General features: G+C 53.0%; 22 protein-coding genes and 2 pseudogenes. 17 read left to right on the top strand and 7 right to left on the bottom strand.

The window, feature by feature from the left end; genetic code table 11:
- Window positions 1-77: 77 nt before the first annotated feature.
- The 3 genes and pseudogenes from OGX92_RS07180 to argD all read left to right on the top strand — a co-directional run.
- Window positions 78-449, top strand: a pseudogene (locus tag OGX92_RS07180) (putative adenosine monophosphate-protein transferase Fic); the annotation flags it as partial.
- Window positions 450-480: 31 nt separating this feature from the next.
- Entirely contained in the window at window positions 481-1044 is a 564-nt protein-coding gene (gene pabA, locus OGX92_RS07175; RefSeq protein ID WP_003827711.1) for an aminodeoxychorismate synthase component 2, read from the top strand.
- 85 nt (window positions 1045-1129) lie between these two features.
- Complete coding sequence (gene argD, locus OGX92_RS07170) at window positions 1130-2347, top strand: bifunctional acetylornithine/succinyldiaminopimelate transaminase (RefSeq protein WP_003827712.1); 1218 nt, start codon at window positions 1130-1132, stop codon at window positions 2345-2347.
- A gap of 70 nt (window positions 2348-2417) precedes the next feature.
- Here the strand turns inward: argD and OGX92_RS07165 are convergent, their stop codons facing one another.
- Window positions 2418-4505 (bottom strand): YccS/YhfK family putative transporter, encoded by a 2088-nt coding sequence (locus tag OGX92_RS07165; RefSeq protein ID WP_286586375.1) that lies wholly within the window; start codon window positions 4503-4505, stop codon window positions 2418-2420.
- A gap of 51 nt (window positions 4506-4556) precedes the next feature.
- Window positions 4557-5189 (bottom strand): cAMP-activated global transcriptional regulator CRP, encoded by a 633-nt coding sequence (crp, locus tag OGX92_RS07160; protein ID WP_000242758.1) that lies wholly within the window; start codon window positions 5187-5189, stop codon window positions 4557-4559.
- 308 nt (window positions 5190-5497) lie between these two features.
- On the opposite strand from crp, the gene OGX92_RS07155 reads away from it, so the two are divergent.
- Entirely contained in the window at window positions 5498-5905 is a 408-nt protein-coding gene (locus tag OGX92_RS07155) for an OsmC family protein (RefSeq protein WP_003827750.1), read from the top strand.
- A 93-nt stretch (window positions 5906-5998) separates the two neighbouring features.
- Here OGX92_RS07155 and OGX92_RS07150 read toward each other — a convergent pair whose 3' ends face one another.
- The 4 genes and pseudogenes from OGX92_RS07150 to OGX92_RS07135 all read right to left on the bottom strand — a co-directional run bounded on the left by OGX92_RS07150 (window position 5999) and on the right by OGX92_RS07135 (window position 10282).
- The gene (locus OGX92_RS07150; protein ID WP_003827751.1) at window positions 5999-6868 is read right to left on the bottom strand and encodes a phosphoribulokinase; all 870 of its coding nucleotides are present in this window, start codon (window positions 6866-6868) and stop codon (window positions 5999-6001) included.
- A gap of 53 nt (window positions 6869-6921) precedes the next feature.
- A complete protein-coding gene (locus OGX92_RS07145) occupies window positions 6922-7140 on the bottom strand; it encodes a YheU family protein (protein ID WP_003023615.1) in 219 nt (72 codons plus the stop codon).
- A pseudogene (locus tag OGX92_RS07140) lies at window positions 7137-8205 on the bottom strand (hydrolase). Before OGX92_RS07140 ends, OGX92_RS07145 begins: the two are co-directional and overlap by 4 nt.
- A gap of 175 nt (window positions 8206-8380) precedes the next feature.
- Window positions 8381-10282: an ABC transporter ATP-binding protein gene (locus OGX92_RS07135; RefSeq protein ID WP_286586374.1), complete on the bottom strand. Its 1902-nt coding sequence runs from the start codon at window positions 10280-10282 to the stop codon at window positions 8381-8383.
- Window positions 10283-10414: 132 nt separating this feature from the next.
- On the opposite strand from OGX92_RS07135, the gene kefG reads away from it, so the two are divergent.
- From kefG to slyD, 4 genes are all read left to right on the top strand, one after another.
- Window positions 10415-10966, top strand: a complete 552-nt coding sequence (gene kefG / locus OGX92_RS07130) for a glutathione-regulated potassium-efflux system ancillary protein KefG (protein ID WP_003023629.1) — start codon at window positions 10415-10417, stop codon at window positions 10964-10966.
- Complete coding sequence (kefB, locus tag OGX92_RS07125; protein WP_286586373.1) at window positions 10966-12771, top strand: glutathione-regulated potassium-efflux system protein KefB; 1806 nt, start codon at window positions 10966-10968, stop codon at window positions 12769-12771. The genes kefG and kefB overlap by 1 nt, the downstream gene beginning before the upstream one ends.
- A gap of 9 nt (window positions 12772-12780) precedes the next feature.
- The gene (locus OGX92_RS07120; RefSeq protein WP_003023632.1) at window positions 12781-12981 is read left to right on the top strand and encodes a YheV family putative zinc ribbon protein; all 201 of its coding nucleotides are present in this window, start codon (window positions 12781-12783) and stop codon (window positions 12979-12981) included.
- Window positions 12982-13075: 94 nt separating this feature from the next.
- Window positions 13076-13687, top strand: a complete 612-nt coding sequence (slyD, locus tag OGX92_RS07115) for a peptidylprolyl isomerase (RefSeq protein WP_003827764.1) — start codon at window positions 13076-13078, stop codon at window positions 13685-13687.
- A gap of 113 nt (window positions 13688-13800) precedes the next feature.
- On the opposite strand, the gene OGX92_RS07110 is transcribed toward slyD, so the two are convergent.
- Window positions 13801-14019, bottom strand: coding sequence for a protein SlyX (locus OGX92_RS07110; RefSeq protein ID WP_003023639.1), 219 nt, complete (start codon window positions 14017-14019; stop codon window positions 13801-13803).
- A 232-nt stretch (window positions 14020-14251) separates the two neighbouring features.
- Here OGX92_RS07110 and fkpA point away from each other — a divergent pair, with 232 nt between their 5' ends.
- The 9 genes from fkpA to tuf form a co-directional block, all read left to right on the top strand.
- A complete protein-coding gene (gene fkpA / locus OGX92_RS07105) occupies window positions 14252-15070 on the top strand; it encodes an FKBP-type peptidyl-prolyl cis-trans isomerase (RefSeq protein WP_003827768.1) in 819 nt (272 codons plus the stop codon).
- Window positions 15071-15237: 167 nt separating this feature from the next.
- Window positions 15238-15960 carry a helix-turn-helix transcriptional regulator gene (locus OGX92_RS07100; protein WP_003023643.1) on the top strand — a complete coding sequence of 241 codons (723 nt, stop codon included), beginning with the start codon at window positions 15238-15240 and terminating at the stop codon, window positions 15958-15960.
- Window positions 15960-16346: a sulfurtransferase complex subunit TusD gene (gene tusD, locus OGX92_RS07095; RefSeq protein WP_003827770.1), complete on the top strand. Its 387-nt coding sequence runs from the start codon at window positions 15960-15962 to the stop codon at window positions 16344-16346. The genes OGX92_RS07100 and tusD overlap by 1 nt, the downstream gene beginning before the upstream one ends.
- The gene (gene tusC, locus OGX92_RS07090) at window positions 16346-16705 is read left to right on the top strand and encodes a sulfurtransferase complex subunit TusC (RefSeq protein ID WP_003827771.1); all 360 of its coding nucleotides are present in this window, start codon (window positions 16346-16348) and stop codon (window positions 16703-16705) included. The genes tusD and tusC overlap by 1 nt, the downstream gene beginning before the upstream one ends.
- A 7-nt stretch (window positions 16706-16712) precedes the next feature.
- Complete coding sequence (gene tusB, locus OGX92_RS07085; protein WP_003023651.1) at window positions 16713-17000, top strand: sulfurtransferase complex subunit TusB; 288 nt, start codon at window positions 16713-16715, stop codon at window positions 16998-17000.
- A 125-nt stretch (window positions 17001-17125) separates the two neighbouring features.
- Window positions 17126-17500, top strand: a complete 375-nt coding sequence (gene rpsL, locus OGX92_RS07080) for a 30S ribosomal protein S12 (RefSeq protein WP_003023654.1) — start codon at window positions 17126-17128, stop codon at window positions 17498-17500.
- A 95-nt stretch (window positions 17501-17595) separates the two neighbouring features.
- Window positions 17596-18066: a 30S ribosomal protein S7 gene (gene rpsG / locus OGX92_RS07075; RefSeq protein ID WP_003023657.1), complete on the top strand. Its 471-nt coding sequence runs from the start codon at window positions 17596-17598 to the stop codon at window positions 18064-18066.
- A 96-nt stretch (window positions 18067-18162) separates the two neighbouring features.
- On the top strand, window positions 18163-20277 hold the full coding sequence (gene fusA, locus OGX92_RS07070) for an elongation factor G (RefSeq protein ID WP_003023659.1): 2115 nt from the start codon (window positions 18163-18165) through the stop codon (window positions 20275-20277).
- Window positions 20278-20346: 69 nt separating this feature from the next.
- The coding region (gene tuf / locus OGX92_RS07065; protein ID WP_118262821.1) for an elongation factor Tu at window positions 20347-21443 on the top strand (1097 nt) is incomplete at its 3' end.

Raw genomic sequence — 21443 nt, 5'->3', positions numbered from 1 at the left:
AGCTGATAGAAACAGAAGCCACTGGAGCACCTCAAAAACACCATCATACACTAAATCAGTAAGTTGGCAGCATCACCCGCGAAGTCGATATTTACCAGGGCGATACTCGCTTTTGCCATTTCGCCTATATCGAGAAAGAGGGCAATGCGCTGATGCAGGACCTGGAAGATGAGTCCTGGCTGGTGGGATTGCCGGAAGACAAGTTTGTCGATCGTCTTGCGCACTATTATTGCGAAATCAATGTGCTGCATCCGTTTCGCATTGGCAGTGGCCTGGCGCAGCGTATTTTCTTCGAACAGTTAGCGATTCATGCCGGATATATGCTGAGCTGGGATGGCATTCCGGTTGAAGAGTGGAATCAGGCTAATCAGAGCGGGGCGATGGGTGACCTGTCTGCATTGCGGGCGATATTTCGTAAAGTGGTAAGCGAAGCCCCGGAAACTGAGTAGAATAGCGCGGTTCTTATGTACCGGAGCCGCCATGATCCTGCTTATTGATAACTATGATTCTTTTACCTGGAACCTGTACCAATACTTCTGCGAACTGGGCGCTGATGTCCTTGTCCGGCGCAACGACGATCTGACGCTGGCGCAAATCGACGCGCTGAACCCGCAAAAAATCGTGATTTCCCCTGGGCCATGCACGCCGGATGACGCCGGTATCTCACTGGACGTTATTCGTCATTTCGCCGGTAAGCTTCCCTTGTTGGGTGTTTGTCTTGGTCACCAGGCGATGGCGCAGGCCTTTGGCGCGAACGTAGTTCGGGCGGCTAAAGTGATGCACGGTAAAACCTCGCCGATTACCCATACCGGGCAGGGTGTTTTTCAGGGACTCGCTAACCCATTAACGGTGACGCGCTACCACTCTCTGGTGGTTGCCCCTGAGACGCTTCCCGAGTGCTTTGAGGTAACAGCCTGGAGTGAAACGCAGGAGATAATGGGCATTCGTCACCGCGAGTGGGATATGGAAGGGGTACAGTTTCACCCGGAGAGTATTCTCAGCGAACAGGGGCATCAGCTACTGGCTAATTTCCTCAATCGCTGATTTGTAGTTGCTATTCAGTGATTTTTTATTCATATTTTGTGATTATAATTTCACTGGCGTTTCTGCTTAACAGGGTGGTAATGACATGGCAACTGAACAAACTGCAATTACGCGTGCGACATTCGATGAAGTGATTCTGCCGATTTATGCACCGGCTGAGTTTATCCCGGTAAAAGGAAAAGGGAGTCGAGTGTGGGATCAACAGGGCAAAGAGTATGTTGATTTCGCGGGCGGCATTGCAGTGACCGCGTTAGGGCATTGCCATCCGGCATTGGTTGAGGCGTTAAAAACTCAGGGCGAAACCCTGTGGCATACCAGCAACGTTTTTACCAACGAACCGGCGTTGCGCTTAGGCCGTAAAATTATTGATGCGACCTTTGCCGAGCGCGTGCTGTTCATGAACTCCGGTACTGAAGCCAACGAAACCGCCTTTAAGCTGGCGCGCCACTATGCCTGCGTGCGTCATAGCCCGTTCAAAACCAAAATCATTGCCTTCCATAATGCGTTTCACGGCCGTTCGCTGTTTACCGTATCCGTTGGCGGGCAGCCGAAATACTCCGACGGCTTTGGGCCAAAACCGGCGGATATCATCCATGTCCCGTTTAACGATCTGCATGCGGTCAAAGCGGTGATGGACGATCACACCTGCGCGGTGGTGGTTGAGCCTATTCAGGGAGAGGGCGGCGTCACTGCGGCAACGCCGGAATTCCTGCAAGGTTTGCGTGAACTTTGTGACCAGCACCAGGCGCTGTTGGTATTTGATGAAGTGCAGAGCGGGATGGGGCGTACCGGCGATTTGTTTGCCTATATGCACTACGGCGTGACGCCGGATATCCTCACCAGCGCGAAGGCGCTCGGTGGCGGCTTCCCGGTGAGCGCGGTGTTGACCACTCAAGAGATTGCCTCCGCGTTCCACGTGGGTTCGCACGGCTCCACTTACGGCGGTAACCCGCTGGCCTGCGCGGTAGCGGGGGCAGCGTTTGATATCATCAACACGCCGGAAGTGCTGGGAGGCATTCAGGCCAAACGTCAGACGTTTGTCCAGCATTTGCACAAGATTGATCAACAGTTCGACATTTTCAGCGATATTCGCGGGATGGGGCTGCTGATTGGCGCCGAGCTGAAGCCGCAGTTTAAAGGCCGGGCGCGCGATTTCCTCTATGCCGCCGCGCACGAAGGCGTGATGGTACTGAACGCCGGGCCAGACGTAATGCGTTTCGCGCCGTCGCTGGTGGTGGAGCAGGCGGATATCGATGAAGGGATGCAGCGCTTCGCGCAGGCGGTAGCGAAAGTGGTGGGCTGATTGCCGGATGGCGTACAGGGTAAGCTGTGATTCGTAGGCCGGATAAGCGTAGCGCATCCGGCAGTCGAGCTTAACCCTTCATATCCCGCAACCGGCGGCTCAGCCAGATCCCGTGGTGCGGTCGCTGACGCCATGCTACCGACGAAATGGTATGCATGGTGTTCAGGTGCCCAAGAACCCGCTGCAGATGCTGCTCAAGAGTGCTTAACGGACCATGGGACAGCATCTCTGGCGCTTCGAGAATATTCACATCTCCCGAGCTTCCCGGCCCATCATATTCCAGCCGCTGCTGACAGCGCTGGAGCGCAATTTCACAGGACTCCAGATACCGCTGCGCCAACTCCGGCGTCAGCATTGTATGTTCCCTTGCCAGCGTGGTCATCGCGTTGATGTGTTCAACGATGAACTGGCTGTGCGTGACCCACAGTTTCATGTCTGCAAGGTAGTGCGAGTTAAATCCCGGCTCCTGCATTGCCTGGTTCAGCGAGTTGAACAGCGTGTTTTGCGTCTGGTTGACCCGCATGCGCTGATACGCCAGCGGCGTGGCCTGTGGATCGTTGCTGAGGATCAGACGAATGGCCTCCTGGTCGGCTTCTAACGCATCGTGGGCGTTCTTACGCAGCAGACCGCTCTGCCACTGTGGCCACAGCCAGAGCGTGCCGCCAAAGGCGATTAAGCAGCCAATGACCGTATCGACAAACCGCGGCACGATAAACTCTTCCCCGTTCAGCGTCAGCAGTTGCAGGGTGTATACCGCCGTTACCGTAAAACCGACGGTAGCCCAGCCGTAGTTTTTACGGATGATCAGATAGCTCACCAGGGTGATCAGCAGCATGGCCGCCAGCGTGAAACCTTCAGGAATATGAAAGTGCAACGTGACGCCAGCAATAACCAGTCCAACGAGCGTACCTGCGGAACGGTGTAAGATGCGCACCCGGGTCGCCCCGTAGCCATTTTGCGTAACAAACAGGACTGTCATCAAAATCCAGTAAGGCTTTGGCAGGTGTAAGGCGCTGCCCATCAGGCTGGCGATACTCAACATAACGCTGATGCGTCCGGCATTGCGCAGCGCTGGGGATTTCAACGACAGGTAGTTTTTCAGGGCAGGGATCAGCGGCAACCGACGCTGCTTGTCAGCCATTAAGTCACGGGCATACAGCGGACGCTGGGTCCGTAGCACGCGGGCAATACGGCTGAAGTGCCAGTAGCAAAATTGCCCCACCGGATTGTCCGGATGCTGCCTGGCGATTTTCTCCAGCGTGCCAATCTGCTTTTCCATCGAGAAACGGGTCGGTAAGCGGTGATACAAAATATCATCGGCCAGTACCCGAAGGCGTTCGGCGACGGTTCGCGCGTTCCAGCGAATTACCTGCTCCGCGTGGCTACGCTCAACCAGTTTTTGCACTTCTTCTGGTTGGTGGAGGCTAACGGAAATATGCTCCTGTAAATCCAGCGCCTCCTGAAAGGCTCGCAGCAGTCGTTTGTATTCGTTGTTGTGATGTGCCGATAGCATATGCATTTGCTGATAGCACTGGGTAATCAGATCCACTGCCTTTTGTTGGCGAACCAGCAGGGGAGGCAGCGCTTTTTCTGGGTCGGCATGCTGGGTCAGCATGCTGTACTTGGCTTCACAGTAATCGGCTAATTCACGGTACAGCAAGCTGAGCGATTCGCGGAGCGGTTGCTCGCGCCACATCCAGAACCAGAACCAGTTGAACAGGCCGTACCATAACGTGCCCAGCGCGTAAATCAGCAGCGGCTCCCAGACGGGCATATTCCCGGCCAGGCTGAGCGTGAAAATCGCCGCGATAAGCGAGGCTGGCAGTAATCGCGCATGCAAAGGGCTTAGCTCGGCGGTTACGCCAAGAATCAGCGTCAGGCCGGTGAGGATCAATGGTAACGGTATAGTTTGCGCAAGCAGTAACTGCATGATCAAACTGCACCCGGCAAACAGCGATGCACCAATGACTAAGCGTTTGAAAAAGCGCTTGTGCGGAGTATCAAGACCGGCAATGTTGCAGCAGGCAGGGACGAGGGAAAAGAGAAGCCCCAAATGAAGCTGACCGATGATCAGACCAACAGCCACAGGTAAACATAGCACCAGCGTTTGTCGTAGTGCGTAGTTGATCTCTGGGTGGTATATCAGTCTTCGCCACATCGGAGTAAACAAAAGTGGCGCATTACTGGGTAACGCGCCACTTCGATGGGGTTAACGCGTGCCGTAGACGACGATGGTCTTACCGTGTGCGGAGATCAGGTTCTGATCTTCCAGCATCTTCAGAATACGACCGACGGTCTCACGGGAGCAGCCAACGATCTGGCCGATTTCCTGACGGGTGATTTTAATCTGCATGCCGTCCGGGTGGGTCATCGCATCAGGCTGTTTCGCCAGATTCAGCAGAGTCTGCGCGATACGACCGGTTACGTCGAGGAAGGCAAGGTTGCCCACTTTTTCAGACGTGACCTGCAGACGACGAGCCATCTGAGAAGACAGGCGCATCAGAATATCCGGGTTGACCTGGATTAATTGGCGAAATTTTTTGTAGGAAATTTCAGCGACTTCACATGCGGTTTTGGCACGTACCCAGGCGCTACGTTCCTGACCTTCTTCGAAGAGGCCTAATTCACCAATAAAATCGCCCTGATTCAGATAAGAAAGGATCATTTCTTTCCCTTCTTCATCTTTGATCAGCACTGCCACGGAGCCTTTAACGATGTAATACAACGTTTCCGCTTTTTCACCCTGGTGAATCAGCGTGCTCTTCGATGGGTACTTATGAATATGGCAATGAGACAAGAACCATTCGAGAGTCGGGTCTGTTTGCGGTTTGCCAAGCACCATGCGCGGTTATCCTCTGTTATAAGCTGTCTCCAGAGCCAGAAAACGACGCTGCCTCTGGGTTTGCAAAAATATGCTTCCCGCTACCTGGGAAAGGGGCTGTCAAAAATATACTGCAGCCTGTAATGTGATGTCCTCTGCATACATGCAGTACGTCAATGTATTACTGTAGCATCCCGTCTGTTTTAGCATAGCTTTCGCCGTGTGTCTCCTGGTGTCTCGCTTCAGCATGACGCAGGTCGCCTTCCGTTGCGAGAATTGTTATGTGCGCGTAATCTGTCAGGAAAATTGAAACATTGGAGTTACGAAATATGCAAGCGCGTGTAAAGTGGGTTGAGGGGTTAACCTTCCTCGGTGAGTCCGCCTCTGGTCACCAAATTTTGATGGACGGTAACTCCGGTGATAAAGCGCCGAGCCCGATGGAAATGGTATTAATGGCTGCTGGCGGTTGTAGCGCAATTGATGTTGTATCGATCCTGCAAAAGGGTCGTCAGGATGTGACCAACTGCGAAGTGAAACTGACTTCAGAGCGTCGTGATGAAGCGCCGCGCCTGTTTACCCACATCAACCTGCATTTCATCGTAACGGGTAACGATCTGAAAGATGCGTCTGTCTCCCGCGCCGTCGATCTTTCAGCGGAAAAATACTGCTCCGTAGCGTTGATGCTGGAAAAGGCAGTGAATATTACCCATTCCTATGAAGTGGTTGCTGCTGCGTGATGCCATGCCTGATGGCGTTTCACTTATCAGGCCTACAGGATATAAACGCGTAGGCCGGATAAGGCATCAGCTGCCATCAGGCAAAAGACTAAATCACTCTATCTTCTTACCTTCCATCAGTCGCTGTACCAGCGGCAGCATAATCAATTCCATCGCCAGACCCATTTTGCCGCCAGGTACGACTAACGTATTGATATGGGAAATGAATGAGCCCTGCAGCATGGCCAGTAACCACGGGAAGTCGATCCCTTCCAGGTTACGAAAATGAATCACGACAAAGCTTTCATCCAGTGACGGAATACTCTTAGCGGCAAAGGGATTAGAGGTATCGACGGTCGGTACGCGCTGGAAGTTAATATGCGTCCGGGAAAACTGCGGCGTGATGTAATTGATGTAATCGTCCATTGAGCGCACCACCGAGTCCATCACCGCTTCACGCGAATGGCCACGCTCGCTGGTATCGCGAGTCAGCTTCTGGATCCATTCCAGGTTTACGATAGGTACCACGCCAACCAGCAGATCAACATGCCGGGCCACGTTTTGCTGCGGGGTGACGACACCACCGTGCAGCCCTTCGTAGAACAGTACATCCGTCGGTTCAGGCAGCGGCTGCCAGGGCGTGAATGTCCCCGGAACCTGGTTCCATGGTACGGCCTCATCGTAAGTGTGCAGATATTTTCGCGACTGGCCTTTGCCCGTCTGACCGTATTCGATGAAGGTTTGTTCCAGCAAGCCGAAGTCATTAGCTTCGGGGCCAAAATAGCTGATATGCCGCCCGGCATCGCGTGCTTTGCGAATCGCCATATCCATTTCCGGACGGGTATAGCGATGAAAACTGTCACCTTCCACCTCGGCGGCGCGCAGATTTAACTGCGCGAAAATTTTACGAAACGCGAGGCTGGTGGTAGTGGTCCCCGCGCCGCTGGATCCTGTTACCGCAATCACCGGATGTTTGGCAGACATAACAACTCCATGAAATGGTTGTAATTATAGTAAAGTCGGCCGGCGGCTACGGATTACTCGTGAATCTGCTTCCTCGGCATAATGTTGACCGTTTCATGCAGTTCAGACCACACCAGCACGGCTTCACCTGATTGTAGTTGGCGTTTGACGTCGGCGACTTTTTGTTCGAGCGAGCGTTCATGTTCACCATAATCGGTGCCTTCGCGCAAGACAAAGCTTTCAATCAAATTGTCCAGCGCGTCCGGGGAGATATCTTGCCATGGGATAATCATGATGATGCCTCCAGATACGTTGTCAGCCAGTCCGGGATTCTTGATTCCAGCCACATCTCAGGACGGCGCACCGTGCCACCTATAAATCCAACGTGGCCGCCGTGTTCAGTAAGCTGGTACTCCACCTGTGAGGGCAGATTTTCCGGTTTCGGGATCACATGATGATCCATAAACGGATCGTCTTTCGCATGGATAATCAGCGTTGGTTTGGCGATCCGATTGAGCAACGGCATGGCGCTGCACTGGCGGTAATAGTCTATAGCATCGGCGAAACCGTGGATTTTGGCAGTGATTAGATCGTCAAAATCGCGAATGCGGCGCAAAGATTTCAACTGGGCCAGACTCACCGGCAGCGAACCTGGATAAGCTTCAAGCTTACGTGAGGCATTGGCTTTCAACAGATTGAGCAGGTAGCGCTGGTAGACCCGGGAGAAGCCCTTGTCCATATGGTAGCTACAGGCTTCGAGCACGAAAGGTGCAGAAACGATAACCGCCGCATCTATCGGAATATCGTTGCCTTCTTTTGCCAGCAGGCAAGCCAGCATGTTTCCACCGAGTGAATAACCTACCGCCGCGGTCGGTACGCGACCGAACTCACGCTCCAGCCAGTGTAAAAACCAGGTGCCATCTTCTGTTTCGCCCGAGTGATAAATGCGGTTCAGACGATTGGGTTCGCCGCTGCAGCCGCGAAAATGCATTACCACGCCCAGCCAGCCGCGCTTTTGTGCTGCTTCAATCAGGCCATGTGCGTAGGGGCTGTTTAGACTGCCTTCCAGACCGTGAAAAACCACCAGGCGCGGTTTGTGTTTCGCCTGTTGCGGATCTTCGCTCCACGCCAGATCGACGAAATCACCGTCGGGCAATTCCAGACGCTGCCAGTGGGCGTCGAACTTCACCTTGCGGCGAATTAAACGCGGCAGCATCGTCTGCAGATGGCGGTTACTGATACCGCGCATCGGGCGGAATTCTCGCGAATCGTCGGTAGGTGGGGTCATTTCTGTGGACGTGATTTCAACCATAACACCGGAGCAATTAATAATCGGAAAGAGTAACTATACCGCGCACAGCGCGTGCGGGTTAGCCAATATGTGATTTTGTCGCTAGTCAGTCAGCAGGTTACGCGAGATTGGGTCACAACTACGTCAACGAAACGTAGGCCTGATAAGACGCGCGAGCGTCCTCATCAGGCATTTTCGGTTCTGGCGCCGGATGGCAGCTTCGCCTTCTCCGGCAACCATGACTACTCGGCGAGCATTTGCTCAAGCTGCTCCTGAGCCTCCAGCCAGGCCATTTCACACTCTTCCAGCCCGGATTTCGCACTGGCCTGCTGCTGCAAACAGGCGGTAAGTTCGGCTTTGCGACTTTGGTCGTACAGTTCGCTGTCGCCGAGTTTTTCTTCCGCCTGCGCCAGCTGTGCGTGCAGTTTCTCCATCTCTTTTTCCAGACGGGTAATCTCTTTACGCAGCGGCTGCGTCAGGGAGCGCAGTTCCGCTTCGCGGCGCTTCTGGTCTTTACGCGCCTGGGCGCTGTTAACGCTCTCTTTAGCCGGTTCGTCGCCCTGGTTTTCCTGTTTCTGGACATCGCTCAGCCACTGCTGATAATCCTCCAGATCGCCATCAAACGGCTCGACTTTCTTGTCGTGTACCAGATAGAGGTCGTCGGTGGTGGAGCGGATCAGGTGACGGTCGTGCGAGACGACAACCAGCGCACCTTCAAAGTCGATCAGCGCCTCGGTCAGCGCCTGACGCATATCCAAGTCCAGGTGGTTGGTCGGTTCATCGAGCAGCAGTAGGTTAGGGCGCTGCCAGACGATCAACGCCAGCACCAGACGCGCTTTTTCGCCACCGGAGAAGCGGCGTGTCTCTTCGCTGACTTTATCGCCCTGGAAGCCGAATCCACCCAGGTAGTCACGCAGTTTCTGTTCCAACTCCTGCGGTGCCATGCGTGCCAGATGCTGAATGGGTGATTCATCGGCGCGTAAAAACTCCAGCTGGTGCTGCGCGAAGTAGCCCAGCTTGATGCCTTTCGCCAGGCCAATCTCGCCGCTGACAGGGGCCAGTTCGCCGGCCAGCAGCTTAATCAGCGTCGATTTACCCGCGCCGTTGCGACCGAGCAGGCCGATGCGGGAACCCGGCACCAGATTCAGTTTGATCGAATCGAGAATGACGCGATCGCCGTAGCCAGCGCTGACCTTTTCCATCTTCAGCAGCGGGTTTGGCAGGCTTTCCGGCTCACGGAAGCTGAAGTGGAACGGGTTGTCCACGTGCGCTGGGGCAATCAGCTCCATACGTTCCAGCATTTTGATACGGCTCTGTGCCTGCTTCGCTTTCGTTGCTTTAGCGCGGAAACGATCGATATAGCTTTGCAGATGCGCCACGCGCTCCTGCTGGCTTTCGTACATTGCCTGTTGCTGTGCGAGGCGCGTCGCACGCTGGATTTCAAACGCGCTGTAGTTGCCGGTGTACTCGAACATGGTTTGCTGTTCGATATGAATAATTTTATCTACAACCGGATCGAGGAAGTCGCGATCGTGGGAGATCAAAATCAGCGTACCCTGATAGCTTTTCAGCCATCTTTCCAGCCAGATCACCGCGTCGAGATCGAGGTGGTTGGTGGGTTCATCGAGCAGCAGTAGGTCTGAACGGCAAATCAGCGCCTGGGCCAGGTTGAGACGCATACGCCAGCCACCGGAGAAGTCGCTGACCGGGCGCTCAAGCTGTTCGTTGGAGAAGCCGAGGCCATGCAGCAGGCTGGCGGCGCGTGAGCGCACAGTCCAGGCGTCGATGGCATCCAGCTTGCCATGGACAGTGGCAATGGCATGTCCATCGTTACGTTCGTTAGCGTCGTTCAACTGCGCTTCCAGTTGACGATACTCGCGGTCGCCGTCAATGACGTACTCCAGCGCGGGCTGTGGCAACGCAGGCGTTTCCTGATTCACCCACGCGAGCTGCCAGTTTCCCGGATAGGTAAATCCTCCAGCGTCGGCGCTGAGTTCATTTTTCAGCAATGCCAGCAGGGTAGATTTACCGCAGCCATTTTTACCCACCAGGCCAACCTTCTGCCCTGGATTAATGGTGGCCGTAGCATTGTCCAGCAAGACGCGCACGCCGCGACGAATTTGTAACGATGAGAAAACAATCATAAGGCGCCGTATGTTCAGACTATGTTAATTTATCATTATGATAATGTAATGTGCGGGCCGTTTGCCGCACCGAGGCGCAATGGTAGCCCAAAACGTCGAAAATAGACAAAAGACAAAACCGGGAGGGGGATGATGTTCCAGCCAGCGAAAGTCTTGCTGCTGTATGCCCATCCGGAATCTCAGGACTCGGTCGCGAACCGTGTTCTGCTTAAACCGGCCATGCAGCTCAGCAATGTTACCGTGCACGACCTTTACGCGCACTATCCTGATTTTTTTATCGATATTCCGCATGAACAGGCGCTGCTGCGTGAGCATGATGTGATTGTTTTTCAGCACCCACTCTATACCTATAGCTGTCCGGCGCTGTTAAAGGAATGGCTTGACCGCGTACTGAGCCGCGGATTTGCCAGCGGTCCCGGAGGGAATCAACTGGCGGGAAAGTACTGGCGGAGCGTTATCACGACCGGAGAACCGGAAAGCGCCTACCGCTATGACGCGCTAAACCGTTATCCAATGAGCGATGTGCTGCGTCCTTTCGAGCTAACGGCCGGTATGTGCCGCATGCACTGGATGAGCCCAATTATCGTTTACTGGGCCAGACGGCAAACGAAGCAGGAGCTGGACAGCCATGCGAAAGCGTATGGTGACTGGCTGGCGAATCCGATCCCTGTGGGAGGCCGCTAATGGAAGGTTCTGATTTATTGACAGCGGGAGTGTTGTTCCTCTTCGCGGCGGTGGCTGCAGTTCCCCTGGCCTCAAAGCTGGGTATCGGTCCTGTGCTGGGTTACTTGCTGGCGGGTATTGCTATCGGCCCGTGGGGATTAGGATTCATCAGCGATGTGGATGAAATTCTGCACTTCTCCGAGCTGGGCGTAGTCTTTCTGATGTTCATCATTGGGCTGGAACTTAATCCCGCCAAACTGTGGCAACTGCGGCGTTCAATTTTTGGCGTCGGTGCCGCGCAGGTGATGCTGAGCGTGGTGGTGCTGGCCGGATTATTGATGCTCACTGCGTTCTCCTGGCAGGCGGCAGTGGTTGGCGGCATTGGTCTGGCGATGTCATCGACCGCTATGGCGCTACAGTTGATGCGCGAAAAAGGCATGAACCGCAGTGAATCCGGACAACTGGGTTTTTCGGTACTGCTGTTTCAGGATCTGGCGGTGATCCCCGCGCTGGCACTGGTTCCGCTGCTGGCGGGTTCTGCTGACGAACATTTTGACTGGATCAAAGTGGGAATGAAGGTGCTGGCCTTTGCCGGCATGCTGATTGGCGGTCGCTATTTGCTGCGTCCGGTTTTCCGCTTTATTGCGGATTCTGGCGTGCGGGAAGTGTTCACCGCTGCCACGCTGCTGTTGGTGCTGGGTTCTGCTCTATTTATGGATGCGCTGGGGCTGTCAATGGCGCTGGGAACGTTTATCGCGGGCGTGCTGCTGGCGGAAAGCGAATACCGACATGAGCTGGAAACGGCAATCGATCCGTTTAAAGGCCTGTTGCTCGGGCTGTTTTTTATCTCCGTTGGCATGTCGCTCAACCTCGGCGTGCTCTACACCCATATTCTGTGGGTGGCAGCGAGCGTGATAGTGCTGGTGGTCGTAAAAATGCTGGTGCTGTATGTGCTGGCGCGTCTTAACGGCATGAGAAGCTCTGAACGGATGCAATTTGCCGGGGTTTTAAGTCAGGGTGGTGAATTCGCTTTCGTGCTGTTTTCAACGGCATCCTCGCAACGGCTGTTTCAGGGCGACCAAATGGCGTTGCTGCTGGTGACCGTCACGCTGTCGATGATGACCACACCGCTGGTGATGAAGCTGATTGATAAATGGCTCTCCCGCCAGTTTAACGGCACGGATGAGGAAGATGAAAAACCCTGGGTGGAAGATGATAAACCGCAGGTGATTGTGGTGGGGTTTGGGCGTTTTGGTCAGGTTATTGGTCGCCTGTTGATGGCCAATAAAATGCGCATTACCGTTCTGGAGCGGGATATCAGCGCGGTGAATCTGATGCGTAAATATGGCCATAAGGTTTATTACGGTGATGCCACGCAGGTGGAACTGTTGCGCTCCGCAGGGGCAGAGGCGGCGCAATCTATTGTTATTACGTGTAATGAGCCTGAAGACACCATGAAACTGGTGGAACTGTGCCAACAGTATTTTCCGCATTTGCAAATTCTTGCGCGAGCGCGCGGACGTGTAGAGGCACATGAGTTATTACAGGCTGGTGTGACGCAGTTTTCCCGCGAAACGTTCTCCAGTGCGCTGGAGTTGGGGCGTAAAACGCTGGTTACACTGGGAATGCATCCGCACCAGGCTCAGCGCGCTCAGCTGCATTTTCGGCGGCTGGATATGCGCATGCTGCGGGAACTGATCCCCATGCATACAGATACGGTACAAATCTCTCGAGCCAGGGAAGCCCGACGCGAGCTGGAGGAAATTTTCCAACGAGAGATGCAGCAAGAGCGACGTCAGTTGGATGGCTGGGATGAATTTGAGTAGAGGATAACCATGGCAATTCGTAAACGTTTTATCGCAGGTGCAAAATGTCCGTCCTGCCAGTCGCAGGATACGCTGGCGATGTGGCGCGAAAATAATATCGATATTGTTGAGTGTGTTAAGTGCGGTCATCAGATGCGGGAAGCGGATAAAGAGGCGCGCGAGCACGTTCGCAAAGAAGAGCAAGTGATCGGGATTTTTCATCCGGACTAGCGATATGGCGCAGCTTTTTTTAAGCTAGAGGGTACACGGGTGCAGAATTCCGCTACAATCTGCGCCACTATTCTTTCCATGCTCAGGAGATATCATGAAAGTAGCAAAGGACCTGGTGGTCAGCCTGGCCTATCAGGTACGTACAGAAGACGGTGTGTTGGTTGATGAGTCTCCGGTGAGTGCACCGCTGGACTACCTGCATGGTCACGGTTCCCTGATTTCTGGCCTGGAAACAGCGCTGGACGGTCATGAAGTTGGCGACAAATTCGATGTTGCTGTTGGCGCAAACGACGCATACGGTCAGTACGACGAAAACCTGGTGCAGCGCGTTCCTAAAGACGTCTTCATGGGCGTTGACGAACTGCAGGTTGGCATGCGTTTCCTGGCTGAAACTGACCAGGGTCCAGTACCGGTAGAAATTACCGAAGTGGAAGACGACCACGTTGTGGTTGACGGTAACCACATGCTGGCTGGCCAGAATCTGAAATTCAACGTAGAAGTTGTTGCTATCCGCGAAGCGACCGAAGAAGAACTGGCTCACGGCCACGTTCACGGTGCGCACGGTCACGACCACGATCATGACCACGGTCATGACGGTTGCTGCGGTGGTCACGGCCACGGTCACGACCATGGTCACGAGCACGGTGGCGAAGGCTGCTGCGGCGGTAGCGGTAAAGGTAACGGCGGCGGCTGCGGTTGCCACTGATCGGTATGATTGCCTGATGGCGCTACGCTTATCAGGCCTACCGTAGGCCGGATAAGACGTTTACGTCGTCATCCGGCACAAAAAAGCGGGGATATCCCCGCTTTTTTTACGTCTCAATAATGTGGCGGCGGGGTCTCTTCAGACTGCGACGCAATGTGGGACGGCTGCGTTGCTTTGAGCTTTTCTGTCAGCAGACGCAGATGGTCGCGCAGTTTGGCCATTTCCAGTTCATGCGCGGTCACCGTCACGTTGAGCTCTTCAATGGTGATCTCCTGAAATGCCAGGCGACTTTCCAGTTCAGCCAGGCGAGTTTCCATTGTTGTATCCTGCATGATTCACCTCTTTCTTTTTTCTCCGGCAGATCGCGGACTGCGGCGAATTCTACTTAACTTTGCCTGTTTGCACAGCACTCAATCTTCGGTAACGAAACTAATTTAAACAAAAAGAGTCTGAAAAGTGGTGATAATAGGGCGTGCCTGTATGTTGATTTGTTCTGCAACGCTTTATAGTACATTTTTATGTTAGCTAACCCTGGGGTGAGATGCCCCGGCCCTGGAGATATGGATGAAATCACTGTTTAAAGTAACGCTGCTGGCGACCACAATGGCTGTTGCTCTGCATGCCCCGATCACCTTCGCTGCTGATGCTGCGAAACCAGCCGCTACTGCTGACAGCAAAGCAGCATTCAAGAATGACGACCAAAAAGCCGCTTACGCGCTGGGCGCGTCCCTGGGTCGTTATATGGAAAACTCTCTGAAAGAGCAGGAAAAACTGGGCATCAAACTGGATAAAGATCAGCTGATCGCTGGTGTTCAGGATGCGTTTGCAGACAAGAGCAAACTGTCTGACCAGGAAATCGAACAAACTCTGCAGGCGTTTGAAGCGCGCGTGAAGAGCTCCGCTCAGGCGAAAATGGAAAAAGACGCGGCTGACAACGAAGCCAAAGGTAAAGTTTACCGCGAGAAATTTGCTAAAGAGAAAGGCGTTAAAACCTCTTCTACTGGCCTGGTCTACAAAGTAGAGAAAGAAGGTACTGGCGCTGCACCGAAAGACAGCGATACGGTGGTAGTCAACTACAAAGGTACGCTGATCGATGGTAAAGAGTTTGATAACTCCTACACCCGTGGTGAGCCGCTGTCTTTCCGTCTTGACGGTGTAATCCCTGGTTGGACTGAAGGCCTGAAAAATATCAAGAAAGGCGGCAAAATCCAGCTGGTTATCCCACCGGATCTGGCTTACGGCAAAACCGGCGTCCCGGGTATTCCGGCCAACTCTACGCTGGTCTTTGATGTTGAACTGTTAGACATCAAACCGGCACCGAAAGCTGACGCGCAGCCAGATGCTGCACCGGCAGATAAAGCTGCAGACAGCAGCAAAAAATAAGCTAACAAAAACCGCCGCCCACAGGGCGGCGGTTTTTTATTATCGACAGGATATAATTAATACTGGAAAGCGCCTTGTGCGCTGTATTACTTTAGATGCCCCTATAATAGTGATGAGCCTGCCCTGACAACATAACGACAGGCTCCTGAAAAGGAGTGCTTTTTTTCATGTCCAGGTCGCTTTTAACCAACGAAACCAGTGAGCTAGATTTGCTGGATCAACGTCCTTTCGATCAAACCGACTTCGATATCCTCAAATCCTACGAAGCGGTAGTGGACGGGTTGGCGATGCTCATTGGTTCCCATTGTGAAATCGTATTGCACTCTTTGCAGGATTTGAAATGCTCGGCCATCCGCATTGCTAACGGTGAACACACGGGCCGTAAAATTGGCTCACCGATTACCGACCTTGCGTTGCGTATGCTGCATGATATGACGGGTGCGGATAGCAGCGTGTCGAAGTGTTACTTCACACGTGCGAAAAGCGGTGTCTTGATGAAGTCGGTGACGATTGCCATTCGCAACCGTGAGCATCGCGTGATTGGTCTGCTGTGCATCAACATGAACCTTGATGTTCCTTTCTCGCAGATAATGAATACCTTTATCCCACCGGAAACCCCGGAAGTGGGCTCTGCCGTCAACTTCGCTTCTTCGGTGGAAGATCTGGTTACCCAGACGCTGGAATTCACGATCGAAGAAGTGAATGCCGATCGCAATGTTTCCAACAACGCGAAGAACCGCCAGATCGTCCTGAATTTATATGAGAAAGGCATCTTCGATATTAAAGATGCCATCAACCAGGTCGCCGATCGGCTGAACATCTCCAAACATACGGTCTACCTCTATATTCGTCAGTTCAAAAGCGGCGATTTCCAGGGGCAAGACAAGTAATGCGTTTTGCCATCATGGTGACAGGGCCTGCTTATGGCACGCAGCAGGCGAGTAGCGCGTTGCAATTTGCTCATGCGCTTCTCGAAGAAGGGCATGAGTTATGCAGCGTCTTTTTCTATCGTGAAGGTGTATATAACGCCAATTTCCTGACTTCACCCGCCAGTGATGAATATGATCTGGTGCGGGCCTGGCAACAGCTGAACCAACAGCATGGTGTAACGCTGAATATCTGCGTGGCGGCGGCGTTGCGTCGCGGCGTTGTTGATGAAACTGAGGCAAAGCGGCTGGGGCTGGCAGGGGCTAATTTACAACCAGGTTTTAACCTCAGCGGGCTTGGATCGCTGGCTGAGGCATCCCTGACCTGCGATCGCGTGGTGCAGTTCTGATGAAACGTGTTGCTTTTGTTTTTTCTACCGTACCGCACGGCAGCGCATCAGGCCGTGAAGGATTAGATGCATTGCTGGCGACATCTGCATTAACGGAAGACCTCGGCGTGTTTTTTATCGGCGATGGCGTCTTTCAAATCCTCCAGGGACAACAACCGGATGCCGTGCTGGCGCGAGACTATATCGCAACCTTCAAGCTGTTAGGGTTGTACGATATCGATCAATGTTGGCTGTGCGCCGCTTCATTACGCGAGCGGGGCCTTCAGCAGGGGGTTAATTTTGTGGTCGATGCGACAGCGCTTGAACCGGAAGATTTACGCCGTGAGTTAGGCAACTTTGACGTCATTTTAAGGTTTTGAGACTCTCATGCTGCACACACTACATCGCTCCGCGTGGCTTACCGATTTCTCCTCTCTTCTTCGCCTGATAGATAAAGACGATGAACTTTTATTGCTCCAGGATGGTGTGACGGCGGCAATCGAAGGCAGCCGCTTCCTTGAAAGTCTGCAAAATGCCTCCATTAAGGTCTATGTACTGGAAGAAGACATTAAGGCCCGCGGGTTGAGTGGTCAAATTTCAGACAGTGTCGTCAGGGTTAGCTATACTGACTTCGTCAGACTTACGGTGAAGCATCCCAGCCAGATGTCCTGGTAATTGTGGGATCGTTGTATATTTCTTGACACCTTTTCGACACCGACCTAAAATTCTGCGTCCTCATATTGTATGAGGTCGTTTTATTACGTGTTTACGAAGCAAAAGCTAAAACCAGGAGCTATTTAATGGCAACAGTTAACCAGCTGGTACGCAAACCACGTGCACGCAAAGTTGCAAAAAGCAACGTGCCTGCGCTGGAAGCATGCCCGCAGAAACGTGGCGTATGTACTCGTGTATATACTACCACTCCTAAAAAACCGAACTCCGCACTGCGTAAAGTTTGCCGTGTTCGTCTGACTAACGGTTTTGAAGTGACTTCCTACATCGGTGGTGAAGGTCACAACCTGCAGGAGCACTCCGTGATCCTGATCCGTGGCGGTCGTGTAAAAGACCTCCCGGGTGTTCGTTACCACACCGTTCGTGGTGCGCTTGACTGCTCCGGCGTTAAAGACCGTAAGCAATCACGCTCCAAGTATGGCGTGAAACGTCCTAAGGCTTAATGGTTCTCCGTTAAGTAAGGCCAAACGTTTTATATTAATGTCAAACTAAACTCTTAGAGTTTTGGACAATCCTGAATTAACAACGGAGTATTTCCATGCCACGTCGTCGCGTCATTGGTCAGCGTAAAATTCTGCCGGATCCGAAGTTCGGATCAGAACTGCTGGCTAAATTTGTAAATATCCTGATGGTAGATGGTAAAAAATCTACTGCCGAAACTATCGTATACAGCGCGCTGGAGACCCTGGCTCAGCGTTCTGGTAAAAACGAACTGGAAGCTTTCGAAGTAGCTCTCGAAAACGTGCGCCCGACTGTCGAAGTTAAGTCTCGCCGCGTTGGTGGTTCTACTTATCAGGTACCAGTTGAAGTCCGTCCGGTCCGTCGTAATGCTCTGGCAATGCGTTGGATCGTTGAAGCTGCTCGTAAACGCGGTGATAAATCCATGGCTCTGCGCCTGGCGAACGAACTTTCTGATGCTGCAGAAAACAAAGGTACTGCAGTTAAGAAACGTGAAGACGTTCACCGTATGGCAGAAGCCAACAAGGCGTTCGCACACTACCGTTGGTAATCCCTTCGGAGTTTTAGTCACCAGGCGGGCGCTTCTAGTAAGCAGCCCGCTTTGGGCTACTTAAATTGAACGCCTAAAAGATAAACGAGGAATCAAATGGCTCGTACAACACCCATCGCGCGCTACCGTAACATCGGTATCAGTGCGCACATCGACGCCGGTAAAACCACTACTACCGAACGTATTCTGTTCTACACCGGTGTAAACCATAAAATCGGTGAAGTTCATGACGGCGCAGCCACCATGGACTGGATGGAGCAGGAGCAGGAACGTGGTATTACTATCACCTCCGCAGCGACTACTGCATTCTGGTCTGGTATGGCTAAGCAGTATGAACCGCATCGCGTAAACATCATCGACACCCCGGGGCACGTTGACTTTACTATCGAAGTAGAACGTTCCATGCGTGTGCTTGATGGTGCAGTAATGGTTTACTGCGCAGTTGGTGGTGTTCAGCCTCAGTCTGAAACCGTATGGCGTCAGGCAAACAAATATAAAGTTCCGCGCATTGCGTTCGTTAACAAAATGGACCGTATGGGTGCGAACTTCCTGAAAGTTGTTGGTCAGATCAAAACCCGTCTGGGCGCGAACCCTGTTCCGCTGCAGCTGGCAATTGGCGCTGAAGAAGCGTTCACCGGTGTTGTTGACCTGGTGAAAATGAAAGCCATCAACTGGAACGAAGAAGATGCAGGTGTAACCTTCACTTATGAAGATATCCCGGCTGACATGCAGGAACTGGCTGAAGAATGGCACCAGAACCTGATCGAGTCCGCTGCAGAAGCTTCAGAAGAGCTGATGGAGAAATACCTGGGTGGTGAAGAACTGACTGAAGAAGAGATCAAAAAAGCTCTGCGTCAGCGCGTTCTGAACAACGAAATCATCCTGGTAACCTGTGGTTCTGCGTTCAAGAACAAAGGTGTTCAGGCGATGCTGGATGCGGTAATTGATTACCTGCCATCCCCAGTAGACGTACCTGCGATCAACGGTATTCTGGACGACGGTAAAGATACTCCTGCTGAGCGTCATGCTAGCGATGACGAGCCGTTTGCTGCTCTGGCATTCAAAATCGCTACCGACCCGTTCGTGGGTAACCTGACCTTCTTCCGTGTGTACTCTGGTGTGGTTAACTCCGGTGACACCATCCTGAACTCCGTGAAAACTGCACGTGAACGTTTCGGCCGTATCGTACAGATGCACGCTAACAAACGTGAAGAGATCAAAGAAGTTCGCGCGGGCGATATCGCTGCTGCAATCGGTCTGAAAGACGTGACCACTGGTGACACTCTGTGTGACCCGGATCACCCGATCATTCTGGAACGTATGGAATTCCCTGAGCCGGTAATTTCCATCGCGGTAGAACCGAAAACCAAAGCTGACCAGGAAAAAATGGGTCTGGCTCTGGGCCGTCTGGCGAAAGAAGACCCGTCATTCCGCGTATGGACTGACGAAGAATCTAACCAGACCATTATCGCTGGTATGGGTGAGCTGCACCTCGACATCATCGTTGACCGTATGAAGCGTGAATTCAACGTTGAAGCGAACGTCGGTAAACCTCAGGTTGCTTACCGTGAAGCGATTCGCGCGAAAGTTACCGATATCGAAGGTAAACACGCTAAGCAGTCTGGTGGTCGCGGTCAGTACGGTCATGTTGTTATCGACATGTACCCGCTGGAGCCGGGTTCAAACCCGAAAGGCTACGAGTTCATCAACGACATCAAAGGTGGTGTAATTCCTGGCGAATACATCCCGGCCGTTGATAAAGGCATCCAGGAACAGCTGAAATCTGGCCCGCTGGCTGGTTACCCGGTTGTTGATCTGGGCGTGCGTCTGCACTTCGGTTCTTACCATGACGTTGACTCCTCTGAGCTGGCGTTTAAACTGGCCGCTTCTATCGCCTTCAAAGATGGCTTTAAGAAAGCGAAACCAGTTCTGCTTGAGCCTATCATGAAGGTTGAAGTAGAGACTCCGGAAGAGAACACCGGTGACGTAATCGGTGACTTGAGCCGCCGTCGTGGTATGCTTCGTGGTCAGGAATCCAACGTCACTGGCGTTGTTATCCATGCTGAAGTTCCGCTGTCTGAAATGTTCGGATATGCAACCCAGCTGCGTTCTCTGACCAAAGGCCGTGCTTCTTACTCCATGGAGTTCCTGAAGTACGACGATGCGCCGAACAACGTTGCTCAGGCCGTTATTGAAGCCCGTGGTAAATAATCCACAGGATTAAAACCTAAGTCCCGTGCTCTCTCCATAGGGGAGAGCACTATAGTAAGGAATATAGCCGTGTCTAAAGAAAAATTTGAACGTACAAAACCGCACGTTAACGTCGGCACCATCGGCCACGTTGACCACGGTAAAACTACCCTGACCGCTGCAATCACTACCGTACTGGCTAAAACCTACGGCGGTGCTGCTCGTGCATTCGACCAGATCGATAACGCGCCGGAAGAAAAAGCTCGTGGTATCACCATCAACACTTCTCACGTTGAATATGACACCCCGACTCGCCACTACGCACACGTAGACTGCCCGGGCCACGCCGACTATGTTAAAAACATGATCACCGGTGCTGCGCAGATGGACGGCGCGATCCTGGTTGTTGCTGCGACTGACGGCCCGATGCCGCAGACTCGTGAGCACATCCTGCTGGGTCGTCAGGTAGGCGTTCCGTACATCATCGTGTTCCTGAACAAATGCGACATGGTTGATGACGAAGAGCTGCTGGAACTGGTAGAAATGGAAGTTCGTGAACTTCTGTCTCAGTACGATTTCCCGGGCGACGACACTCCGATCGTTCGTGGTTCTGCTCTGAAAGCGCTGGAAGGCGAAGCAGAGTGGGAAGCGAAAATCATCGAACTGGCTGGCTTCCTGGATTCTTACATCCCAGAACCAGAGCGTGCGATTGACAAGCCGTTCCTGCTGCCTATCGAAGACGTATTCTCCATCTCCGGTCGTGGTACCGTTGTTACCGGTCGTGTAGAGCGCGGTATCATCAAAGTTGGTGAAGAAGTTGAAATCGTTGGTATCAAAGAGACTGCTAAGTCTACCTGTACTGGCGTTGAAATGTTCCGCAAACTGCTGGACGAAGGCCGTGCTGGTGAGAACGTTGGTGTTCTGCTGCGTGGTATCAAACGTGAAGAAATCGAACGTGGTCAGGTACTGGCTAAGCCGGGCTCTATCAAGCCGCACACCAAGTTCGAATCTGAAGTGTACATTCTGTCCAAAGACGAAGGCGGCCGTCATACTCCGTTCTTCAAAGGCTACCGTCCGCAGTTCTACTTCCGTACTACTGACGTGACTGGTACCATCGAACTGCCGGAAGGCGTAGAGATGGTAATGCCGGGCGACAACATCAAAATGGTTGTTACCCTGATCCACCC

Origin of the sequence: Citrobacter sp. Cpo089 (assembly GCF_030332695.1) — a bacterium.
GTDB classification, from domain to species: domain Bacteria; phylum Pseudomonadota; class Gammaproteobacteria; order Enterobacterales; family Enterobacteriaceae; genus Citrobacter; species Citrobacter portucalensis.
The sequence above is the reverse complement of the archived record's forward strand: the minus strand, read 5'-3'. Positions and strand labels throughout refer to the sequence as shown.

What these genes read in the sequence shown, in the direction of transcription:
- OGX92_RS07150 (WP_003827751.1), bottom strand. Translation starts at nt 6,868, where the DNA reads ATGTCTGCCAAACATCCGGTGATTGCGGTAACAGGATCCAGCGGCGCG.
- rpsL (WP_003023654.1), top strand. Translation starts at nt 17,126, where the DNA reads ATGGCAACAGTTAACCAGCTGGTACGCAAACCACGTGCACGCAAAGTT.
- fkpA (WP_003827768.1), top strand. Translation starts at nt 14,252, where the DNA reads ATGAAATCACTGTTTAAAGTAACGCTGCTGGCGACCACAATGGCTGTT.
- OGX92_RS07110 (WP_003023639.1), bottom strand. Translation starts at nt 14,019, where the DNA reads ATGCAGGATACAACAATGGAAACTCGCCTGGCTGAACTGGAAAGTCGC.
- kefB (WP_286586373.1), top strand. Translation starts at nt 10,966, where the DNA reads ATGGAAGGTTCTGATTTATTGACAGCGGGAGTGTTGTTCCTCTTCGCG.
- tusB (WP_003023651.1), top strand. Translation starts at nt 16,713, where the DNA reads ATGCTGCACACACTACATCGCTCCGCGTGGCTTACCGATTTCTCCTCT.
- slyD (WP_003827764.1), top strand. Translation starts at nt 13,076, where the DNA reads ATGAAAGTAGCAAAGGACCTGGTGGTCAGCCTGGCCTATCAGGTACGT.
- crp (WP_000242758.1), bottom strand. Translation starts at nt 5,189, where the DNA reads ATGGTGCTTGGCAAACCGCAAACAGACCCGACTCTCGAATGGTTCTTG.
- OGX92_RS07100 (WP_003023643.1), top strand. Translation starts at nt 15,238, where the DNA reads ATGTCCAGGTCGCTTTTAACCAACGAAACCAGTGAGCTAGATTTGCTG.
- OGX92_RS07135 (WP_286586374.1), bottom strand. Translation starts at nt 10,282, where the DNA reads ATGATTGTTTTCTCATCGTTACAAATTCGTCGCGGCGTGCGCGTCTTG.
- argD (WP_003827712.1), top strand. Translation starts at nt 1,130, where the DNA reads ATGGCAACTGAACAAACTGCAATTACGCGTGCGACATTCGATGAAGTG.
- OGX92_RS07155 (WP_003827750.1), top strand. Translation starts at nt 5,498, where the DNA reads ATGCAAGCGCGTGTAAAGTGGGTTGAGGGGTTAACCTTCCTCGGTGAG.
- tusD (WP_003827770.1), top strand. Translation starts at nt 15,960, where the DNA reads ATGCGTTTTGCCATCATGGTGACAGGGCCTGCTTATGGCACGCAGCAG.
- fusA (WP_003023659.1), top strand. Translation starts at nt 18,163, where the DNA reads ATGGCTCGTACAACACCCATCGCGCGCTACCGTAACATCGGTATCAGT.
- pabA (WP_003827711.1), top strand. Translation starts at nt 481, where the DNA reads ATGATCCTGCTTATTGATAACTATGATTCTTTTACCTGGAACCTGTAC.
- OGX92_RS07165 (WP_286586375.1), bottom strand. Translation starts at nt 4,505, where the DNA reads ATGTGGCGAAGACTGATATACCACCCAGAGATCAACTACGCACTACGA.
- kefG (WP_003023629.1), top strand. Translation starts at nt 10,415, where the DNA reads ATGTTCCAGCCAGCGAAAGTCTTGCTGCTGTATGCCCATCCGGAATCT.
- tusC (WP_003827771.1), top strand. Translation starts at nt 16,346, where the DNA reads ATGAAACGTGTTGCTTTTGTTTTTTCTACCGTACCGCACGGCAGCGCA.
- OGX92_RS07120 (WP_003023632.1), top strand. Translation starts at nt 12,781, where the DNA reads ATGGCAATTCGTAAACGTTTTATCGCAGGTGCAAAATGTCCGTCCTGC.
- rpsG (WP_003023657.1), top strand. Translation starts at nt 17,596, where the DNA reads ATGCCACGTCGTCGCGTCATTGGTCAGCGTAAAATTCTGCCGGATCCG.
- OGX92_RS07145 (WP_003023615.1), bottom strand. Translation starts at nt 7,140, where the DNA reads ATGATTATCCCATGGCAAGATATCTCCCCGGACGCGCTGGACAATTTG.